The organism is Pseudomonas paraveronii, assembly GCF_963681955.1.
In the GTDB taxonomy this organism is placed as follows: Bacteria; Pseudomonadota; Gammaproteobacteria; order Pseudomonadales; family Pseudomonadaceae; genus Aquipseudomonas; species Aquipseudomonas paraveronii.
The window spans coordinates 387,970-407,865 of the sequence record NZ_OY817130.1; the positions used below are offsets into that span (position 1 = coordinate 387,970).

Annotated in this window: 15 protein-coding genes; 9 read left to right on the forward strand and 6 right to left on the reverse strand. The window is 61.2% G+C overall.

Annotated elements, in window-relative coordinates; translation table 11 throughout:
• Window positions 1-52: 52 nt before the first annotated feature.
• From U5A08_RS01660 to secB, 3 genes are read left to right on the forward strand one after another with little or no spacing between them, the layout of a single operon-like run.
• Complete coding sequence (locus U5A08_RS01660) at window positions 53-466, forward strand: rhodanese-like domain-containing protein (protein WP_017849931.1); 414 nt, start codon at window positions 53-55, stop codon at window positions 464-466.
• Window position 467: 1 nt separating this feature from the next.
• Window positions 468-722, forward strand: a complete 255-nt coding sequence (grxC, locus tag U5A08_RS01665) for a glutaredoxin 3 (RefSeq protein ID WP_253392741.1) — start codon at window positions 468-470, stop codon at window positions 720-722.
• Between the two features lie 42 nt (window positions 723-764).
• The gene (gene secB / locus U5A08_RS01670) at window positions 765-1,244 is read left to right on the forward strand and encodes a protein-export chaperone SecB (RefSeq protein WP_014716520.1); all 480 of its coding nucleotides are present in this window, start codon (window positions 765-767) and stop codon (window positions 1,242-1,244) included.
• 120 nt (window positions 1,245-1,364) lie between these two features.
• On the opposite strand, the gene U5A08_RS01675 is transcribed toward secB, so the two are convergent.
• Window positions 1,365-1,820 (reverse strand): tRNA (cytidine(34)-2'-O)-methyltransferase, encoded by a 456-nt coding sequence (locus U5A08_RS01675; protein WP_247397321.1) that lies wholly within the window; start codon window positions 1,818-1,820, stop codon window positions 1,365-1,367.
• Between U5A08_RS01675 and U5A08_RS01680 the strand changes: the two genes are divergently transcribed.
• A complete protein-coding gene (locus tag U5A08_RS01680) occupies window positions 1,819-2,259 on the forward strand; it encodes a hypothetical protein (RefSeq protein WP_321850019.1) in 441 nt (146 codons plus the stop codon). The genes U5A08_RS01675 and U5A08_RS01680 overlap by 2 nt on opposite strands.
• Before the next feature lie 531 nt (window positions 2,260-2,790).
• Here U5A08_RS01680 and ntrC read toward each other — a convergent pair.
• The 4 genes from ntrC to glnA form a co-directional block, all read right to left on the reverse strand.
• A complete protein-coding gene (gene ntrC / locus U5A08_RS01685) occupies window positions 2,791-4,227 on the reverse strand; it encodes a nitrogen regulation protein NR(I) (RefSeq protein WP_253392745.1) in 1,437 nt (478 codons plus the stop codon).
• Entirely contained in the window at window positions 4,224-5,309 is a 1,086-nt protein-coding gene (gene glnL, locus U5A08_RS01690; protein ID WP_253392747.1) for a nitrogen regulation protein NR(II), read from the reverse strand. Before glnL ends, ntrC begins: the two co-directional genes overlap by 4 nt.
• Before the next feature lie 312 nt (window positions 5,310-5,621).
• A complete protein-coding gene (locus U5A08_RS01695) occupies window positions 5,622-6,158 on the reverse strand; it encodes a chorismate mutase (protein WP_321850020.1) in 537 nt (178 codons plus the stop codon).
• A gap of 208 nt (window positions 6,159-6,366) precedes the next feature.
• A complete protein-coding gene (glnA, locus tag U5A08_RS01700) occupies window positions 6,367-7,773 on the reverse strand; it encodes a glutamate--ammonia ligase (protein ID WP_253392751.1) in 1,407 nt (468 codons plus the stop codon).
• 334 nt (window positions 7,774-8,107) lie between these two features.
• Here glnA and thiI point away from each other — a divergent pair, with 334 nt between their 5' ends.
• Window positions 8,108-9,562, forward strand: coding sequence for a tRNA uracil 4-sulfurtransferase ThiI (gene thiI / locus U5A08_RS01705; protein ID WP_321850021.1), 1,455 nt, complete (start codon window positions 8,108-8,110; stop codon window positions 9,560-9,562).
• Between the two features lie 139 nt (window positions 9,563-9,701).
• A complete protein-coding gene (gene typA / locus U5A08_RS01710) occupies window positions 9,702-11,522 on the forward strand; it encodes a translational GTPase TypA (protein WP_253392755.1) in 1,821 nt (606 codons plus the stop codon).
• Between the two features lie 195 nt (window positions 11,523-11,717).
• Here the strand turns inward: typA and U5A08_RS01715 are convergent, their stop codons facing one another.
• Entirely contained in the window at window positions 11,718-12,152 is a 435-nt protein-coding gene (locus U5A08_RS01715) for a YkgJ family cysteine cluster protein (protein ID WP_253392757.1), read from the reverse strand.
• 236 nt (window positions 12,153-12,388) lie between these two features.
• Here U5A08_RS01715 and U5A08_RS01720 point away from each other — a divergent pair, with 236 nt between their 5' ends.
• The 3 genes from U5A08_RS01720 to U5A08_RS01730 all read left to right on the forward strand — a co-directional run bounded on the left by U5A08_RS01720 (window position 12,389) and on the right by U5A08_RS01730 (window position 19,888).
• A complete protein-coding gene (locus U5A08_RS01720) occupies window positions 12,389-14,839 on the forward strand; it encodes a glycogen/starch/alpha-glucan phosphorylase (protein ID WP_253392759.1) in 2,451 nt (816 codons plus the stop codon).
• A 157-nt stretch (window positions 14,840-14,996) separates the two neighbouring features.
• A complete protein-coding gene (locus U5A08_RS01725; protein ID WP_321850024.1) occupies window positions 14,997-18,536 on the forward strand; it encodes a DUF2339 domain-containing protein in 3,540 nt (1,179 codons plus the stop codon).
• A complete protein-coding gene (locus U5A08_RS01730) occupies window positions 18,536-19,888 on the forward strand; it encodes a DUF3999 domain-containing protein (RefSeq protein ID WP_321852163.1) in 1,353 nt (450 codons plus the stop codon). Before U5A08_RS01725 ends, U5A08_RS01730 begins: the two co-directional genes overlap by 1 nt.
• Window positions 19,889-19,896 lie beyond the last annotated feature (8 nt).

Here is a 19,896-nt window from a genome sequence, read left to right on the forward strand (position 1 = left end):
CCCTGACGGCTGTGTATACTTACCGCCATTTTAACGCCCTGGAACCTCCTTGATGGTTGATCACCTGATTGCATTTGCCACTGCCCACTACCTGCTCGCGGGTGCCTTCGTCATCCTGCTGGCGCTGCTGATCGCTCATGAAATGAGCCGCGGTGGCCGCAGCCTGAGCACGTCGGAGCTGACCGCGCTGGTCAACAAGGATGAGGCCGTTGTCGTGGATATCCGTCCGGCCAAGGATTTTGCCGCCGGTCATATCGTCGGTGCCCTGAACATTCCCCAGGACAAGCTGATCGCGCGCCTGGCCGAGCTGGAAAAGCACAAGGCCAAGACCATCATCCTGGTCGACGCCCAAGGCCAGCATTCCGGCACTCACGCCCGCGAAATGCTCAAGACCGGCTTCACCGCCGCCAAGCTGTCTGGTGGTATCAGCAGCTGGCGCGCCGATAACCTGCCGCTGGTGAAGTGATATGAGCCAGGTTGTCGTGTATTCCAGCGATTGGTGCCCTTACTGCATGCGGGCCAAGGCCTTGCTGGAGAAGAAGGGTGTTGCCTTCGAAGAGATCAAGGTCGACGGTAAACCCCAGGTGCGCGCCGAAATGGCCCAGAAGGCGGGGCGCACGTCCGTGCCGCAGATCTGGATCGGCGCCGAGCACATCGGTGGATGCGATGACCTGTTTGCCCTTGAGCGCGCCGGAAAGCTGGACGCGCTGCTTCACGTCTGACTCCTAAACCCTAAAAGACCCCAAGATCAAGAAGGATCTGCGATGACTGACCAACAGAACACCGAAGCAGCAGAAGCTCAAGGCCCACAGTTTTCGCTGCAGCGCATCTATGTGCGCGACCTGTCGTTCGAAGCGCCGAAAAGCCCGGCCATCTTCCGTCAGGAATGGACCCCAAGCGTTGCGCTGGACCTGAACACCCGTCAAAAAGCGCTGGAAGGCGACTTCCACGAAGTCGTGCTGACCCTGTCGGTCACCGTCAAGAATGGCGAAGAAGTGGCCTTCATCGCTGAAGTGCAACAGGCCGGTATCTTCCTGATCCAGGGCCTGGACGAAGCGTCCATGAGCCACACCCTGGGCGCGTTCTGCCCGAATATCCTGTTCCCGTATGCCCGCGAGACCCTGGACAGCCTGGTCACCCGTGGCTCGTTCCCGGCGCTGATGCTGGCTCCGGTGAACTTCGATGCCCTGTACGCGCAAGAGCTGCAGCGCATGCAACAGGAAGGCGCACCGACCGTTCAATAAGTCGACGCGGTAAAAAAATGTGGGAGGGGGCTTGCCCCCGATTGCGGTGGATCAGTCAGGTAGATGTCGACTGACACTCCGGCATCGGGGGCAAGCCCCCTCCCACATTTGTTTTGTGTGTTACTTGAAGCCGAGTTGGCGCCAGCCTTCGTAGACGGCTATGGCGACGGTGTTGGACAGGTTCAGGCTGCGGCAACCTTCGCGCATCGGCAAACGCAGGCGATGGCCGTCGGGCAGGGCGTCGAGCACCTCGGCTGGCAGGCCACGGCTTTCCGGGCCGAACAGGAAGGCGTCGCCGTCGGCGAAGCTGGCATCATGGAACGGCCGCGAGCCCTTGGTGGTGAACGCGAACAGCCGAGGGTGGCCCAGGCTTTCCAGGCAACTGGCGAGGTCGGCGTGGCGCTTGAGGGTGGCGTACTCGTGGTAGTCCAGCCCGGCGCGGCGCAGGCGCTTGTCGTCCATGTCGAAGCCCAGGGGCTCGATCAAATGCAGGTGGCAGCCACTGTTGGCGCACAGCCTGATAACGTTGCCGGTATTCGGCGGAATTTCTGGTTGAAAAAGGATGACGTGAAACATGCACGGCTCCGAAGGCAAAGATGCGCTGCATTCTACCCTCGAAGAGGACCCCAGGCCGAAGCTATTGCCGAGGGTTTTGGGCTCTTTGGCGATTGTCGGCCTGATGGTCGGCCTGATGATCGGGCGCCTGACCACCCCGGACCCGGTCGAGTTGCTCCAGGTAACGCCTGTAGCCGACGGTGCGGTGGTGTGGTTCAACAGCGAACCCAAGCTGCACGGTGAGCACGTCGACGGCACCGTGGCGCTGTTGTTCGACGCGCAGGGCAAGCCCGCCAGCGGGCAGCTCAAGGTCAATGACAAGGATGTGAACTGGCGCGTGCGCAAGACCGATGGCGGTCTGTTGCTCAACCTGGTGGCGGCGCGGCCGTTGCGTGGGGAATGGTCGGGAGAGAAGGCTGAAGGCCGCTGGCGGCTGGAGATCCATCTCCAAGAGCAATAAAAGAGGGAGTTCCCGGCCTGCCTGTACCAGGGCTCCCAAAACGGGATGAAGCCATCCGGCTTCGTGTTAAAGAGGGAATCCCCGGCCTGCCTGTACCGAGGTTCCCGAAAGCGGTGTGGAGCGCGACGCGGTTCGCATCAAGCACCCCGGGTGTAAAGAGGGGATTCTCGGCCTGCCTGTACCAAGGTCCCCGAAACTGGGTTGTATCAGGGTTATTGCAGGGGGCGTGCCACAGTGGCCAAATAGCTCGAAAAAAACGCTCCAGACAGCGAAAAGCCCCGGAATACGGGGCTTTGGTGTTTTTGCTTTTCAGATTTTATTCAACGAGGCTGAGGTTTCAGGCGTTGGCTCCGTGCCCGATGCCGGTTCATGGTGCATTGAAGCGGTGCATGGTCGCCAAACCTTATGCAGATCCAAATGTGGGAGGGGGCTTGCCCCCGATGGCGGTGGATCAGTCATGTAGATGTCGACTGACATGCCGCTATCGGGGGCAAGCCCCCTCCCACATTAGCTCTTCAGTGGACCTGAGATTCAGCCCTCGTCCCCGTCGTCATCATCCCCGCCATCCACCTTCATCCCCAGTTCCTTGATCTTGCGCGTCAGGGTATTGCGGCCCCAGCCCAGCAGCACGGCGGCATCGCGGCGGCGGCCGGCGGTGTGCTTGAGGGCGGTTTCGATCATGATCCGCTCGAAGGCCGGCACGGCGCTGTCCAGCAGGTTCGACTGGCCGCGTGCCAGGGCCTGGTCGGCCCATTGGCGCAGCGCCTGTTCCCAGTTGGTCACGGGGGCCGAATCCTGCGGCAGGCTGAGCAGCTCCGGCGGCAGGTCGCCGATATGCACTTCGCGCCCGGACGCCATCACCGTGATCCAGCGGCAGGTGTTCTCCAGTTGGCGCACGTTGCCGGGCCATGGCAGGTTTTTCAGGTATTCCTCGGTCTCGCTTTTCAGCAACTTCGGCTCGACGGCCAGCTCCTGGGCGGCGCGGCTGAGGAAGTGGCGCGCGAGGGTCGGGATGTCTTCGCGACGGTCCGACATGCGCGGGATGTGGATGCGGATCACGTTGAGGCGGTGAAACAAGTCCTCACGGAACTTGCCCGCATGCACCAGGGTTTCCAGGTTCTGGTGAGTCGCGGCGATGATGCGCACGTCGACCTTGACCGGCGTATGCCCGCCCACACGGTAAAACTCGCCGTCCGCCAGTACGCGCAGCAAGCGGGTCTGGGTATCGGCCGGCATGTCGCCGATTTCATCGAGAAACAGTGTGCCGCCGTCCGCTTGTTCAAAGCGCCCGCGTCGCAGGTTGGCCGCGCCGGTGAAGGCACCTTTCTCGTGGCCGAACAGCTCGGATTCCATCAAGTCCTTGGGAATCGCCGCCATGTTCAGTGCGATAAACGGCGACGCCGCCCGTGGGCTGTGGCGGTGCAGGGCGTGGGCCACGAGTTCTTTACCGGTGCCCGACTCGCCATTGATCAGCACGGTGATGTTGGAGTGGCTCAAGCGCCCGATGGCGCGAAACACTTCCTGCATCGCCGGCGCTTCACCGATGATTTCCGGGGTGCGGGTCAGGGCGGGCGGGGCTTCCTGGTTCTGCTGTTCCTGGGCGTGCTGGTTGGCGCGCTTGACCAGCGCCACCGCTTCGTCCACGTCGAACGGCTTGGGCAGGTATTCAAACGCACCGCCCTGATAGGACGCCACAGCGCTGTCCAGGTCCGAGTGCGCGGTCATGATGATCACCGGCAGGCGCGGGTGCTGCTCGCGAATCCGTGCCAGCAGGTCCAGGCCGCTGGCACCGGGCATGCGGATGTCGGAGATGATCACGTCGGGCTGCTGGCGCGCCAGGCGGCTCATCACCCCGTCAGCGCTGTCGAAGCTCTGGGTGGTCATGCCTTCCTGTTGCAGGGCTTTCTCGAGGACCCAGCGGATAGAACGGTCGTCATCGACGATCCAGACAGTTTCACTACGGCTCATGTCGATGGGGCTCCTTGTTCCAGAGGCAGAAAGATCGAGAACGTGGTGTGGCCAGGATGGCTCTCACATTCGATCAGACCCTGGTGCTGGCTGATGATGTTCTGGGTAATGGCCAGGCCCAGCCCGGTACCGTCCGGGCGGCCGCTGACCATGGGAAAGAAAATGGTTTCCTGCAGTTCTGCTGGAATGCCCGGGCCGTTGTCGGTGATTTCGACTTTGGTTACCAGGCGATGGCGCACGTGGCCGATGGTGAACTGGCGCAAGGCGCGGGTGCGCAGGCTGATGCGGCCCAGGCGCAGCTCGTTCTGGCTGCTGATGGCCTGCATGGCGTTGCGCACGATATTGAGTACCGCCTGGATCATCTGCTCGCGGTCGATCAAGACGTCGGGAATGCTTGGGTCATAGTCGCGCACCAAGGTGATGCAGCCTTGGCTTTCAGCCTCGACCAGTTGGCAGACACGCTCCAGCACCTCATGCACGTTGGTCATCGCCAGCGCCGGCAGCTTGTTGGAGCCGAGCATGCGGTCCACCAGGTTGCGCAGGCGGTCGGCCTCTTCGATGATGACGTTGGTGTAGTCCTTGAGATGCTCGTCCGGCAGCTCGCGCGCCAGCAACTGCGCCGCGCCGCGAATCCCGCCCAGCGGGTTCTTGATCTCGTGGGCCAGGCCGCGCACCAGCATCTTGCTGGTCTCCTGCTTGGACAGCTGCGCTTCTTCCTTGGTGATACGCAGCAGGCGGTCACGCGGGTGGACTTCGAGCAGCAGCAGGGTGCTGCCGTTGCTCAGGATCGGGGTCACGGCGTAGTCGACGGTCAGGGTCTGGCCGGTCAGGGCGGTGAGCATCGCTTCGCGCTTGGTGAACGGGTGTGCCTGCTCCACCGCCTGGCGCAACGAGCTCAAGGCTTCGGCCGACTCGGTGAACAATTCGCTGATGAACTGCCCATGGCTGCGCTGGCCGCTGATGGCCAGGAGCATCTCTGCCGCCGGGTTCATGTACTCAAGGCGCAGGTCGTCATTGAGCAGGATGGTCGCGGTGGTCAGGTTGTCGAGTAACAAACGGTGCAGTGCATCGCTGATGGTCATCAGGACCTCTTTTGGAGCAAGGCGCGGGCTTGAGGCACACGCTGATACAAGGAAAATGCAAAAACCAAACCAAGGCTCCGAAAAGAAGCGTTTAAGCCCTGAAATAGGGGTTTAAGGCGCGAAACTGTGGCGTTCTGCCAGCTTCATCGGGAAGTTTCGAACCAAAATGGGCTGGGTCGGTGGGAAGGGTGCAAGCTGTCGCACCAATATAGTGCGATTTTGTGACGCTTGCTCAGGACGTGCCGAATTCACACAAATCAAATGTGGGAGGGGGATTGCCTCCTCCCACATTTTTGGATCGGGTTTACCGTTTTAGTTTTTGTAGATACACAGCTCGGCGGTCGCGCGGATCATCGCCAACTGCTGCATCGGCTCATTGAGCGGCTCATGCACCGCCTCGGCCAGCCATTGCGGGCACTGTGGGTCGGCGCGCTGCGGGCTGAAGTCGGCCAACTGCTGCAGCAGGCGTTTTTGCAGTTGGTCCAGTTGTGGGCGGATCTGCTTGATCAGGTCCGGGCGTGGATCGTCGGGGGCCTTGCCCTGGAACTGCCAGTCGGACAGATGGGCGTACTGCACCAATTTGTTCGCTTCGATCTGCGCCGAGAAAAATTGTTCGGCAGTGGCGGGGTCCAGCTTGTAGCTCGGTGCCAGGGCGACGACGCTGGCGATTACCTCTTGCTCGCGTTTCTTGTCTTCTACGGGCTTGTGGCTGTCCCACTTGCTCAGGGCGACCTGGTCGGCGATCGCCAGGCGTTCGGCGATGCTGTTGAGTAAAGGTTCGAGGCTGGGCGGCGCAGCGCTCGCACTGGCGCTGACGAATAACAGAGCGAACACAAGTCGACGGTTCAATGCTGATCTCCTTGTGGGAGGGGGCTTGCCCCCGATAGCAGAGTGTCAGTCAGCACTGGTATCAACTGATCCACGGCTATCGGGAGCACGCTCCCTCCCACCTTTTTGATTGGGTTTGCAGGTGCGGAATTGTGTAATTCCCGGGCAAAAAAAAGACCTCCCGAAGGAGGTCTTTTTCGATCACGCCACGTTAAGCGACGCTACCGGATCAGCAGCTGTAGTACAGCTCGTATTCCAGTGGGTGTACGAAGGTACGCACCTTGATTTCTTCTGCGCTTTTCAGCTCGATGTAGGCATCGATGAAGTCGTCGCTGAACACGCCGCCTTTGGTCAGGAACGCACGGCCCTTGTCCAGCTCTTCCAGGGCTTCTTTCAGGCTGCCGCACACTTGTGGGATCTCTTTGGCCTCTTCAGGCGGCAGGTCGTACAAGTTTTTGTCGGCGGCGTCGCCTGGGTGAATCTTGTTCTGGATGCCGTCCAGGCCAGCCATCAACAGTGCAGCGAAGCCCAGGTACGGGTTGGCTGCTGGATCCGGGAAGCGGGCTTCGATACGGCGAGCGCGTGGGCTGGACACGTAAGGAATACGGATCGAAGCGGAGCGGTTACGTGCCGAGTAGGCCAGCATTACCGGTGCTTCGAAACCTGGGACCAGACGCTTGTAGGAGTTGGTCGACGGGTTGGTGAAGCCGTTCAGGGCCTTACCGTGCTTGATGATACCGCCGATGAAGTACAGGGCAGTGTCGGACAGGCCGGCATAACCTTCGCCAGCGAAGGTGTTCTTGCCATCTTTGGCGATGGACAGGTGAACGTGCATACCCGAACCGTTATCGCCGTACAGTGGCTTAGGCATGAAGGTAGCGGTACGGCCGTAGGCAACGGCAGTGTTGTGTACGCAGTACTTCAGGGTCTGAACTTCGTCAGCCTTGGCTACCAGGGTGTTGAACTTCACACCGATTTCGTTCTGGCCGGCAGTGGCCACTTCGTGGTGGTGTACTTCGATGACCAGACCCATGTCTTCCATGGCGTTGCACATGGAGGTACGGATTTCGTGGTCGTGGTCGAATGGTGGAACCGGGAAGTAACCGCCTTTGATGCCTGGACGGTGGCCATGGTTGCCGCCTTCAACGTCCTGGTCGGACATCCACGAACCTTGTTCGGAGTAGATCTTGAACATGGAGCCGGAGATGTCGGACTTGAACTTCACTTCGTCGAAGATGAAGAATTCTGGTTCCGGGCCTACGAATACGGTGTCGCCGATACCGGTCGACTTCAGGTATTCCTCGGCACGCTTGGCGATCGCACGTGGGTCGCGGTCGTAGCCTTGCATGGTCGAAGGCTCGATCACGTCGCAGACGATGATCAGGGTTGGCTCTTCGGTGAACGGGTCCAGCACGGCAGTGCTGTCGTCCGGCATCAGGATCATGTCGGAAGCTTCGATGCCTTTCCAGCCGGCAATGGAGGAACCGTCGAACATTTTGCCTTCTTCGAAGAACGCGTCATCCAGCGCGTCGCGAGCCGGCATGGTCACGTGGTGCTGAGTGCCTTTTGTGTCCGTGAAGCGCAGATCAATCCATTTAACGTCATGATCTTTGATGAGTTGAACCGACTTCGACATGGTGTCCTCCGGGGTGGCTTCGGGCTGGGTAGTGGAGTTAGCCCTTAGAATGTGGGTGATGCCGGCGCGGATAGTCCGCCATGGCAACCTGCCTCACAAGAGAGCAAATTGCATGCCAGTGCGCCAACATGGCTTTTTTGCGTCAAAATGGCCCCTATAAAGGTGCAAACCGCTGAAACGGAATAAATAACGCACTGCAATGTGGCGTCGCTTTGCGTGAATGACCTGTTTTGGTGCGTTGCGTCGGCGATGCATATTAACTGGTTAAACCTTGAGCGATTTCCGCTATAATCCGCGCCCCCCTTTTTCGGCAGGCCCGGCGCGCGCTGTTTCCATGAAATTAATCGTTAAAGTCTTCCCCGAGATCACCATCAAAAGCCGACCGGTACGGATGCGTTTCATCCGTCAGTTGGCCAAGAACATCCGTACCGTGCTCCGCGATCTGGACCCGGCGGTGGTGGTGAGCGGTGTGTGGGACAATCTCGAGCTGGAAACCCGTGTCACCGACGCCAAGGCCTTGAAGGATATGACCGAACGCCTGAGCTGCATGCCGGGTATCGCGCATTTCCTGCAGGTGGACGAGTACCCGCTGGGCGACTTCGACGACATTACCGAAAAGTGCAAACAACACTTCGGCAGTGAGCTGGAAGGCAAGATTTTTTCGGTGCGTTGCAAGCGTGCCGGCAAGCATCCGTTCAGCTCCATGGATGTGGAAAAATACGTCGGCAGCAAGCTGCGTCGCGAGTGCGGCGCCGCCGGAATTTCCCTCAAAGCGCCGCAAATTGAAGTGCGCATGGAAATTCGCGACCAACGGTTGTTTGTGATCCACAGCCAGCACAATAGCATCGGCGGCTACCCGCTGGGCGCCCTGGAACAGACCCTGGTACTGATGTCCGGCGGTTTCGATTCCACGGTGGCGGCCTACCAGATCATGCGCCGCGGCCTGATGAGCCACTTCTGCTTCTTTAACCTGGGCGGGCGTGCACACGAATTGGGCGTGATGGAAGTCGCGCACTATATCTGGAAGAAGTACGGCAGCTCCCAGCGCGTGCTGTTTGTCAGCGTGCCGTTCGAGGAAGTGCTGGGCGAAATTCTCGGTAAAGTCGATAACAGTCATATGGGCGTAGTATTGAAGCGTATGATGTTGCGCGCGGCGTCCCGAATTGCCGATCAACTGCAGATCGACGCGCTGGTGACCGGCGAAGCGATTTCCCAGGTGTCCAGCCAAACGCTGCCGAACCTGTCGCTGATCGACTGCGTTACCGAAAAGCTGGTGCTGCGCCCGCTGATCGCCAGCCACAAGCAGGACATCATCGACCTGGCAGAACAGATCGGCACCGCCGACTTTGCCAAGCACATGCCTGAATATTGCGGGGTCATTTCGGTGAACCCCAAGACCCACGCCAAGCGCAACCGCGTGGAGTATGAAGAACAACAGTTTGATATGGCGATTCTGGAGCGTGCGCTCGAGAACGCCAAACTGGTCCCGATCGATCGTGTCATCGACGAGTTGGGCCAGGATGTGCAGATCGAAGAGGTCAGCGAAGCCCTGGCGGGCCAGATCGTCATCGACATCCGTCACCCGGATGCCGCTGAAGACGAGCCGCTGGGCATCGCTGGCATCGACGTACAAACGCTGCCGTTTTATGCATTGAACGCGCGTTTCAAGGAACTGGATAACAGCCGTCAGTACCTGCTGTATTGCGACAAAGGCGTGATGAGTCGCCTGCATGCCCACCATTTGCTCAGTGAGGGGCATGCCAATGTGCGCGTTTATCGACCGAGCTAAGAGCCCGGGGCTGTATGCCTGTGGCCTGCGTCACCGGCCCCCCGACTCTGCCGTCAAGCTGTAACGGCAAGGCCTGACTCTACTGTTAATCGCTGCCACGACCTGTCAGCACACCGAATCCTCTGATCGAGATACACAAGTGATCGAAAATCTACGTAACATCGCCATCATTGCTCACGTTGACCATGGTAAAACCACCCTGGTAGACAAACTCTTGCGTCAATCCGGCACCCTGGAGCGCAACGAGCTCAACGACGAGCGCGTGATGGACTCCAACGACCAGGAGAAAGAGCGCGGTATTACCATCCTGGCTAAAAACACCGCTATCAACTGGAACGGCTACCACATTAACATCGTGGACACCCCGGGCCACGCCGACTTCGGCGGCGAAGTAGAACGCGTAATGTCGATGGTTGACTCCGTTCTGCTGCTGGTTGACGCTCAAGACGGCCCTATGCCGCAAACCCGTTTCGTGACCAAGAAGGCTTTCGAAGCCGGCCTGCGTCCGATCGTGTGCATCAACAAGGTTGACCGTCCAGGCGCGCGTCCGGACTGGGTTCTGGACCAGATCTTCGATCTGTTCGACAACCTGGGTGCTACCGAAGAACAACTGGACTTCCAGGTGATCTACGCTTCGGCCCTGAACGGTATTGCCGGTCTGGAACACACCGCCATGGCGGAAGACATGACCCCGCTGTACCAGGCGATCGTTGACCACGTTCCACCACCGAAGGTTGACCGTGACGGTCCGTTCCAGATGCAAATCTCGGCACTGGACTACAACAGCTTCCTGGGTGTTATCGGCGTTGGCCGTATCGCTCGTGGTAGCGTCAAGCCGAACACCCCGGTTGTCGCTATCGGCGCCGACGGCAAGAAGCGCAACGGTCGTATCCTGAAGCTGATGGGTCACCACGGCCTGCACCGTATCGACGTTGAAGAAGCGTTTGCCGGCGACATCGTGTGCGTCAGCGGTATGGACTCGCTGTTCATCTCCGACACCCTGTGCCAGCCGGACACTGTCGAGGCGATGAAGCCTCTGACCGTTGACGAGCCAACCGTTTCCATGACCTTCCAGGTAAACGACTCGCCTTTCTGCGGTAAAGAAGGCAAGTTCGTGACTTCCCGTAACATCAAGGAACGTCTGGACAAAGAGCTGCTGTACAACGTGGCACTGCGCGTTGAAGAAGGCGACTCGGCTGACAAGTTCAAGGTTTCCGGCCGTGGTGAGCTGCACCTCTCGGTACTGATCGAAACCATGCGTCGCGAAGGCTTCGAAATGGGCGTTGGTCGTCCTGAAGTGATCATCCGTACTGTTGACGGCGTGAAGCAGGAACCGTTCGAAAACGTCACCATCGACACCCCTGAAGAATCCCAGGGCAAGGTCATGGAAGAGATGGGCCTGCGTAAGGGCGACCTGACCAACATGGTGCCGGATGGCAAAGGCCGTGTGCGTCTGGAATACAACATCCCTGCGCGTGGTCTGATCGGTTTCCGTAACCAGTTCCTGACCCTGACCAACGGTGCTGGCATCCTGACCTCGATCTTCGATCGCTACGACACCATGAAGTCCGGCGACATGTCCGGCCGTCAGAACGGTGTTCTGGTTTCGGTTGAAACCGGCAAGGCGCTGACCTACTCCCTGGAAACCCTCCAGGCGCGTGGCAAGCTGTTCGTTGAACACGGTCAAGAGATCTACAACGGTCAGATCGTGGGTCTGAACAGCCGTGACAACGACATGGGCGTCAACCCAACCAAAGGCAAGAAGCTCGACAACATGCGTGCTTCGGGTAAAGACGAAACCATCGCTCTGGTTCCACCGGTGAAGTTCACCCTGGAACAGGCTCTGGAATTCATCCAGGACGACGAGCTGTGCGAAGTCACGCCTAAGTCGATCCGCCTGCGTAAGAAGATCCTGGACGAAGGCGAGCGTACCCGCGCTGCCAAGAAAGCCAAGAACTGAGTTAACTCAGGCTGAATGAAAAACGCCCCCGGTCGAAAGGCCGGGGGCGTTTTTTTATGTCTGCAGGTTTTGTGCTGAATGTACCGGCCCTATCGGGGGCAAGCCCCCTCCCACAGTTTGATTTGTGAACACATTTCAAAATGTGGGAGGGGGCTTGCCCCCGATGAGGCCCTTAAGAACACTACAAAAACCGGATCAGAACTTATCGAGAGTCTTGAAATGGGTCTCGCGCACCACTTCCTTCGGCTTGTACGCGCAATACCCCGGCCGCGGGCCGATTTTCGGGTGGTTGCGACAGGTATCCGGGCGCTTGTCATAAATAGTGCAGAAGCGCGTCTTACGATCCAGGTACAGGCAGTCGTTGTTGCTCATGCGCTGCAGGGTGAAGATCTCGGATTTGCTGTTGTAGCGCTCGACGATGCCTTCCTTCTGCAAGCGCTTGGCGATGTTCTTCGCCGGGTCGCCACGCTCGAATTCATCGACGATGCCAATGCGGATCAAGTCTTTGATCTTCACTTCGACCGGCAGCGTGCAGCAACTGGACACGCAGCCCCCGCACATGTGGGCGGAATATTTCTGCCAGGTCTCGAGACGGTCGAGTTCCGCGGCGGCGATCAGTTGAGGCTTCATCAGGGTTCCAAGGTGGGGCGGTATCCGGGCGCGCGATCATACCGGGATTGATGGTTTTTTGAACAATATTTTCGGGTTTTCAGCTGGAAGGCCAATCGAATGATGATCGGGCACGACCCCTGCATTAAATTTATGCAAAGGTGAATGAGTTAAAAAACTGCCGAACCAGAGCGTCGACCGTCTGTCAGACCGACTAGTCTCTAGCAACTCCTTCAATCTCGCCCGAGGTCGCACCGATGTCTCAGGAACCGCTTGCACGAGAAGCAGAGGTAGCCGCGTTTCGCGATGCTGTCTTGACCAAACTCACCTATGCGGTGGGCAAAGACCCAGATCATGCCTTCGACCACGACTGGTTCGAAGCCATTGCCCTGGCCGCCCGCGACCAGATGGTCGAACACTGGATGGACCACACGCGGCGTATCTACCGTAAAGGCCAGAAGCGGGTTTATTACCTCTCCCTCGAATTTCTCATCGGCCGCTTGCTCTACGACAGCCTGAGCAACCTCGGCCTGCTGGAGATCGCCCGCGAAGCGCTGGTGGGCCTAGGGGTCGACCTGGAACGCATCCGCCTGCTGGAGCCCGATGCGGCGCTCGGCAACGGGGGGCTGGGTCGCCTGGCGGCGTGCTTTATGGAAAGCATGTCGACGTTGGGCATCGCCGGCCATGGTTATGGCATTCGCTATGAGCACGGGCTGTTCCGCCAGGCGATTGTCGATGGCTGGCAGCAGGAACAGACCGAACGCTGGCTGGATTTCGGCAACCCGTGGGAGTTCGAGCGGGCCGAAGTGATTTACCCGATCGGCTTTGGCGGCAGCGTCGAAACCCTGCCGGATGCCGCCGGCAAGCTGATTCAGGTGTGGTCGCCCAGCGAAACCGTGCGGGCCGTGGCCTACGACACCCCGGTGGTTGGCTGGCGCGGTGCCAGCGTCAACACCCTGCGGCTGTGGCGCGCGCGCGCCGTGGAAGACCTGCACCTGGAGCGCTTCAACGCCGGTGATCACTTGGGCGCCGTCGCCGAAGTGGCCCGCGCCGAAAGCATCTCCCGAGTGCTTTACCCGGCCGACAGCACCGAAGCGGGGCAGGAACTGCGCCTGCGCCAGGAATACTTCTTCGTCTCGGCCTCGCTGCAAGACTTGCTGCGCCGCCACAAGAACATGCACGGCTCGGTGCTGAGCCTGGGCGAACATGCGGCGATTCAGCTCAACGACACGCACCCGTCCATCGCGGTCGCTGAATTGATGCGGCAACTGGTGGACCTGCACGACATTCCCTGGGACGCGGCGTGGGACGTCACCGTCGAAACCCTGTCGTACACCAACCACACGCTGCTGCCCGAAGCCCTCGAAACCTGGCCGGTCGGCCTGATGGAACGCATGTTGCCCCGGCACATGCAGATCATCTACCTGATCAACGCCCAACACATCGACTCGCTGCGCGCCAAGGGCGTCCACGATTTCGACGTGCTGCGCGCCGTGTCGCTGATCGAGGAAGACAACGGCCGCCGCGTGCGCATGGGCAACCTGGCGTTCCTTGGCTCCCATAGCGTCAACGGCGTATCCGGCCTGCACACCCAACTGATGCGCAGCACGGTGTTCTCCGAACTGCACAAGCTGTACCCGGAGCGCATCAACAACAAAACCAACGGCATCACCTTCCGCCGCTGGCTGTACCAGGCCAACCCCCAGCTCACTTCGATGCTGGTGGATGCGTTGGGCGCGGATATTCTCGACAACATGGAAACCCGTCTGGTCGAACTGGAAACCTTTGCCGAGAAGCAGGCCTTCCGCAAGGCCTTCGCCGAGCAGCGCCTGCACAGCAAGCGCGCACTGGCCGAGATCATCCACGAGCGCCTGGGCATCGCGGTCAACCCTGCGGCGATGTTCGACGTGCAGGTCAAGCGCATCCACGAATACAAGCGCCAACTGCTCAACCTGCTGCACACCGTGGCGCTGTACCAGGCGATCCGTGCCGAGCCTGAGATCGACTGGGTGCCACGGGTGAAGATCTTCGCCGGCAAGGCGGCGGCGAGTTATCACCAGGCCAAGCTGATCATCAAGCTGACCAACGACATCGCTCGCACCGTCAACAACGACCCCACCGTGCGCGGCTTGCTCAAGGTGGTGTTCCTGCCCAACTACAACGTCAGCCTGGCGGAAAGCATCATTCCGGCGGCGGACTTGTCGGAGCAGATTTCCACCGCCGGTTTTGAAGCGTCGGGCACCAGCAACATGAAGTTCGGCCTTAACGGCGCGCTGACCATCGGCACCATGGACGGCGCCAACGTGGAGATGCACGAGCGTGTGGGCGGCGATCATATGTTCATCTTCGGCCTCAGCTCCCAGGAGGTGGAAGCCCGCAAGCACGCCGGTGAATTCCACGCCGGGCCGGAAATCGCCGCGTCCCATCGTTTGAACGATGTGCTGCAAGCGATTCGCGGCGGGGTGTTCTCGCCGGATGATCCGGGCCGTTATGTGGGCTTGATCGATGGGCTGATCGACTACGACCGCTTCCTGGTGTGTGCCGACTTCGATTCCTACTGGGATGCCCAGGCCCGGGTCGACGCGCATTGGCATGATTCCAAGGAATGGTGGCGTTCGGCTGTGCTCAATACCGCGCGAATGGGCTGGTTCTCTTCGGACCGCACCATCCGCGAGTACGCCACCGAAATCTGGAAAGCGCTCGACTAAACCCCGCAGTACAAGTGTGGGAGGGGGCTTGCCCCCGATAGCGGACTGTCAGTTTGCAGATATGTCGACTGGCACACCGCTATCGGGGGCAAGCCCCCCTCCCACATTGGTCTCGCGTCGATATACTGAGCCCCGGTTTGCTTAGGGAATATCGACCATGCAATGGATTTTCATGCTGATTGGGCTGGCGCTTGGCTGGACACTCGATGAGTCGTTCAGCGACGCGGGCATCGGCGCGCTGCTGGGGTTGGGCATTGGCCAGGCGATTCGCCTGTCGATGCTGGCTTCGCGCACGGATGAACAAAGCCGTCAGTTGGAGACCGCGCAGAAAGCGCTCTCCGCGCTGGAGCAACGCCTGGCGCAATTGGAAAAACCTGCGCCTGAACCCGCGCCGCTCGCACACAGTGTGTTGGTCGAATCCCCCGTTGCCGAATCTACCCCGCCAGCCGAGGCACCCGAACTTGTCTGGGAGTTGCCCGCTGAACTGGCGCCAACGCCCGTCGCCATCGTTGCCGAACCGAGTCAGGCATTACCGGCGGATGTCTGGAAACCTGCCGAAAAACCGCATGCGCCTGAACCGGTTATCCCCCGTGGCCCCAACCTGATCGAACGTGCCATCGGCGGCGCGCGCAATTGGCTGTTCGGCGGCAATACCGTTCTGCGCGTCGGCGTGGTGCTGTTGTTCCTCGGCTTGGCCTTTTTGCTGCGCTATGCCACCGAAGGCATGGTGGTGCCGATTGAACTGCGTTATGCCGGGGTTGCCGCCGCTGCATTGGGCCTGCTGGGCCTGGGCTGGTGGTTGCGGCTGCGCAACAGTAATTACGGCTTGATGCTGCAAGGCACCGGCATTGCGGTGCTGTACCTGACGGTGTTTGCCGCGATGCGCTTGCACCCGTTGATCGACCCTGGCGCGGCGTTGGGCTTGCTGGTGGCGGTCACGCTGTTTTCGGCGATTCTGGCGATCACCCAGGATGCGTTGGGCCTGGCCTGCGCAGCGGCGCTGGGCGGGTTTGCCGCGCCGATCCTGACCTCCACCGGCGCCGGCAGCCATGTGGCGCTGTTCAGTTACTTTGCCCTGCTCAATGCTGGCATCCTCGCTATCGCCTGGTTCAAGGCTTGGCGCCTGCTCAACCTGATCGGCTTTGTCGGCACCTTCGGCATCGGCTTCGCCTGGGGCCTGCGCTCGTATGCCCCGGAGCTGCTGTGGAGCACCGAGCCGTTCCTGATCGTGTTTTTCCTGATGTACCTGGCGATCGGTTTGCTGTTCACCCGGCGCAAATTGCTGGAGATGAGCGACGCGCCCGAAGACGACAGCCGGGGCGCGCTGCTGCGCTGGTCGGCGGCCAAGGGCGATTATGTCGACGGCAGCCTGCTGTTCGGTCCGCCGCTGGTGGGCTTCGGCTTGCAGTTCGCACTGGTACAACACCTGGAATTTGCCGCTGCGTTCAGCGCCCTTGGCCTGGGCATTATTTATATGGGCCTGGCCCGCTTGCTCAGTGGCGGGCGCGCCTTGCTGCTGGCGGAAACCTGCCTGGCCCTGGGCGTGATCTTCGCCAGCCTGGCGATTCCCCTGGGCCTCGATGCGCGCTGGACCGCAGCGGCCTGGGCCGTGGAAGGTGCCGGGATCTTCTGGCTCGGTTTGCGCCAGCAACGACCATTGGCACGGGCGTTTGGCCTGTTGTTGCAACTGGGCTCGGCGCTGGCGTTCCTCAGCGAACTGCGCGTCGGCACACACACATTGTTGGACGGCGCGCCATTGGGTGCGCTGTTGCTGGGCGCCGCGTTGTTGTTCAGCTTCGCGCAGTTGCGCAAGGCATCCACGGAACAGGCGGCGGAGTGGGAGCGCAAGGGCCTGCCGGTGTTGGCCAGCCTCGGGCTGACCTGTGTGTACCTGCTCGCACCGCTGCTGTTGCTGACCCAAGGCACCGCCATCAGTTGGGCGATTGCTGGCCTGGTGACGCTGTCTGTCGGCTTGCGCATAGGCTCGCGGACCTTCCTGTTCACCGCCTTCGCCGTGCAACTGCTGGGCGGCGCGCTGTTCCTGCTGCGCCTGCAAGGCGGTGAAGGGGCGGCGGTATTCAGTGCAGGTTGGGGCGGTTTGCTGACGGCGTCGCTGATCGGGCTGGCGTTGATCGGCGGCATGCTGCTGGCGGCCCGCGACGACATGGTGCGCAGCGATGTGCGGCTGTTGCGCGGGTTATCGGTGGTGCTGCTGGCCGGCCTGGTGTTGATCAACCTGGCCGTGCTGTTTGTGCTGCCCTGGGACAGCGCCAGCGGGGTGTGGGCGGCGAGTGGTTTGCTGGTCATCTGGTTGAGCCTGTACCTGCAACAGCGCGTCAGTTTCGTCTTCGGTTTGCTGCTGCAACTGCTCGGCGGCGCTTCGTTCCTGTTGGCGGTGCCGGAACTGCTTGGGTCGTTGCCCCATGAAGGTTTGCGTCCGCTGGGGCACAGCGGTTTCTGGACGCCGATGGTGCTGGGCCTGGCCGCCCTGGTCGGCGCCTGGCGCTTGCAACGCGAACCCCATGCGCCGGTGTTTGCCGTGCTGAAGCTGCAACGCCTGTCCGACCTGTTGTTGGTGTGGGGCGCGGCCTGGTGGGCGCTGGCGCTGATCGGCGAAGTGCTGCGGTTCATCCCGCAAGAGCTGCATGGCGCGTTCCTGCTGGGTATCGCAGCGGTGAGCGTGGCGATCTGGACGCTGTTCGCGGCGCGTCTGCGCTGGGCCTCGCTGGGTATGCTCTGCACCTTGCTGATGCCGGCGGCGGCTGCGGTGTTGCTGGTATCCGCGCATAGCTACTATCACCCGGCGGCGCAGTTCGGCTGGCTGGCCTGGCTGGCGGTGTTCGCGGTGCATTTCATCTCGTTGCGGCGCTTGGCGGCGGTGGCTCCGGCCAAAGTATTGAGCGTTGCCCACGTGTTGGGTAGCTGGATGTTGATCGGCGTCCTGGCGCTGGAGCTGCGCTACGGCCTGTTGTTGCTGTCGAGCGAATACAATGCCTGGCGCTGGCTGGGCTGGGCGATTTTGCCGAGTCTCTACCTGGTGCTGGCGGCTGCGCCACGCCGTTGGCCATGGCCGGTGTCGGCCTATCCCAACGAGTATCGCGTGCTGGCGGCGCTGCCGTTGGCGCTGCTGATGCTCGGCTGGTTCTGGCTGGCGAACAGTTTCAGCGACGGTACGGCCGAGCCTTTGCCGTATGTACCGTTGATCAACCCGCTGGACCTGGGCCTGCTGTTTGCTCTGCTCGGTGTGTATCTGTGGTCGCGCAGTGTGGCGCCGCAGCGCGGGCCGCGTGCGCAATGGATCGCGCAGGGTGTGGCGGGGGTTTCGCTGTTTGCGTTCTTCACCGCGCTGGTGATGCGCACAGCCCACCATTGGGGCGGCGTGCCGTTCCAGTTGGACGCGTTGCTGGAGTCGATGCTGGTGCAAGCCGGCTTGTCGATCGTCTGGACCCTGATCGCCCTCGGCCTGATGATCGGCGGTCACCTGCGCCATCGTCGCGAAGTGTGGCTGATCGGCGCGGCACTGATTGCCGTGGTGGTGGCCAAGCTGTTTTTTGTCGAGCTGAGCAATCGTGGCGGCTTGGCGCGGATCGTGTCGTTCATTGGCGTAGGCGGGCTGTTGCTGGTGGTGGGTTACTTCGCACCGCTGCCGCCCAAGCGCGCCGAACCTGTGCTGGAAACTGAAGGAGCATCCTCTTGATCGGTAAGTTGAGCGTGGCGGTAGTGGGCGTGTGTGCGACGTTGTCGGTGTGGGCCCAGGAAACACCCGCCGACTTCACCACCCAGGTGCCGCTGAGCGTCAGCGGCAACGGCCCGTGGTATCGCCTCGAATTGCCGTTGGCCGTGCAACTGAGCGCCCGCCAGGCCGACCTCAGCGATCTGCGCGTGTTCAACGCCGCGGGTGAACCCCAGGCCTATGCGCTGTCGCGCCAATCCGCGCAACACACCGAAAACCGTAACGTTGCCGATGTGAAGTGGTTCCCGCTGTACGCTGCCGACACCCGCGAAACCTTGCCGGCGGTGGTGGTGAAGTCCAGCGCCGAAGGCACCTTGCTGGAAGTGCGCCCCTCCACAGCTTCCGCGGCTGGCCAGCAGGTGCTACGCGGCTGGGTGCTCGACGCCAGTGCGATCAAGGCCCCGTTGCAGCAACTGAGCCTCGACTGGAGTCACGAGCAAGAAGGCTTCCAGCGGTTCAGCATTGAAGCCAGCGATGATTTGCAGCACTGGACGCCTTGGGGCGACGGGCAAGTGGCGCGCTTGTCGTTTGCCGACGAGCGCGTCGAGCAGCATGACGTCAGCCTGCCGGGGCAACCGGCGCGTTACCTGCGCCTGTTGTGGCAGGGCCAGGCGGCGCCGCTGTTGACCTCGGCCAAATTGGCCAGCGCCACCCGCAGTAGCCAGCCGACGCCATGGGTGTGGTCGCAGCCGCTTTCCGGCACGCGGCTCCAGGCGGGGGAATACACCTGGCAGTTACCGGCGGGGCTGAATGTCGAGCGCCTGCGCGTCGAATTGACACAGCCCAATACGCTGGCGCCCGTGACCTTGTCGGGGCGGCGTGACAGCAAGCAAGCCTGGCAGCCGCTGAGTAACGGTTTGCTGTACCGCCTGACCCAGAACGGCCAGGACGTGGTGCAGGATCAATTGCAGTTGCCGGGCCAGGCGGTCGCCGAACTCAAGTTGCAGGTGGATGAGCGCGGCGGTGGCCTGGGCGCTGCGGCGCCGACCCTGCAGGTTGCCGTGCGCGCCACGCAGTTGGTGTTCCTGGCGCGAGGTGAGCCGCCGTTCACCCTGGCGCTGGGGAACGCGTCGGCCAAGGCGGCGAACCTGCCGCTGTCGACCCTGATCCCTGACTACAACGCCGAGCGTCTGAATAGCTTGGGGCAGGCCAAGGTGGCCGGGGATGTCGTGCTCACGTCGCCAGCGCTCGTTGCCGCTGTCGACACCGAACCGAACTGGAAAAAACTCGGGCTCTGGGCGGTATTGCTGCTCGGTGTGGCGGCGCTGGGGGCCATGGCCTACAGTTTGCTGCGCAAGCCTGCGGCGGCACGTTAAATAAAGTC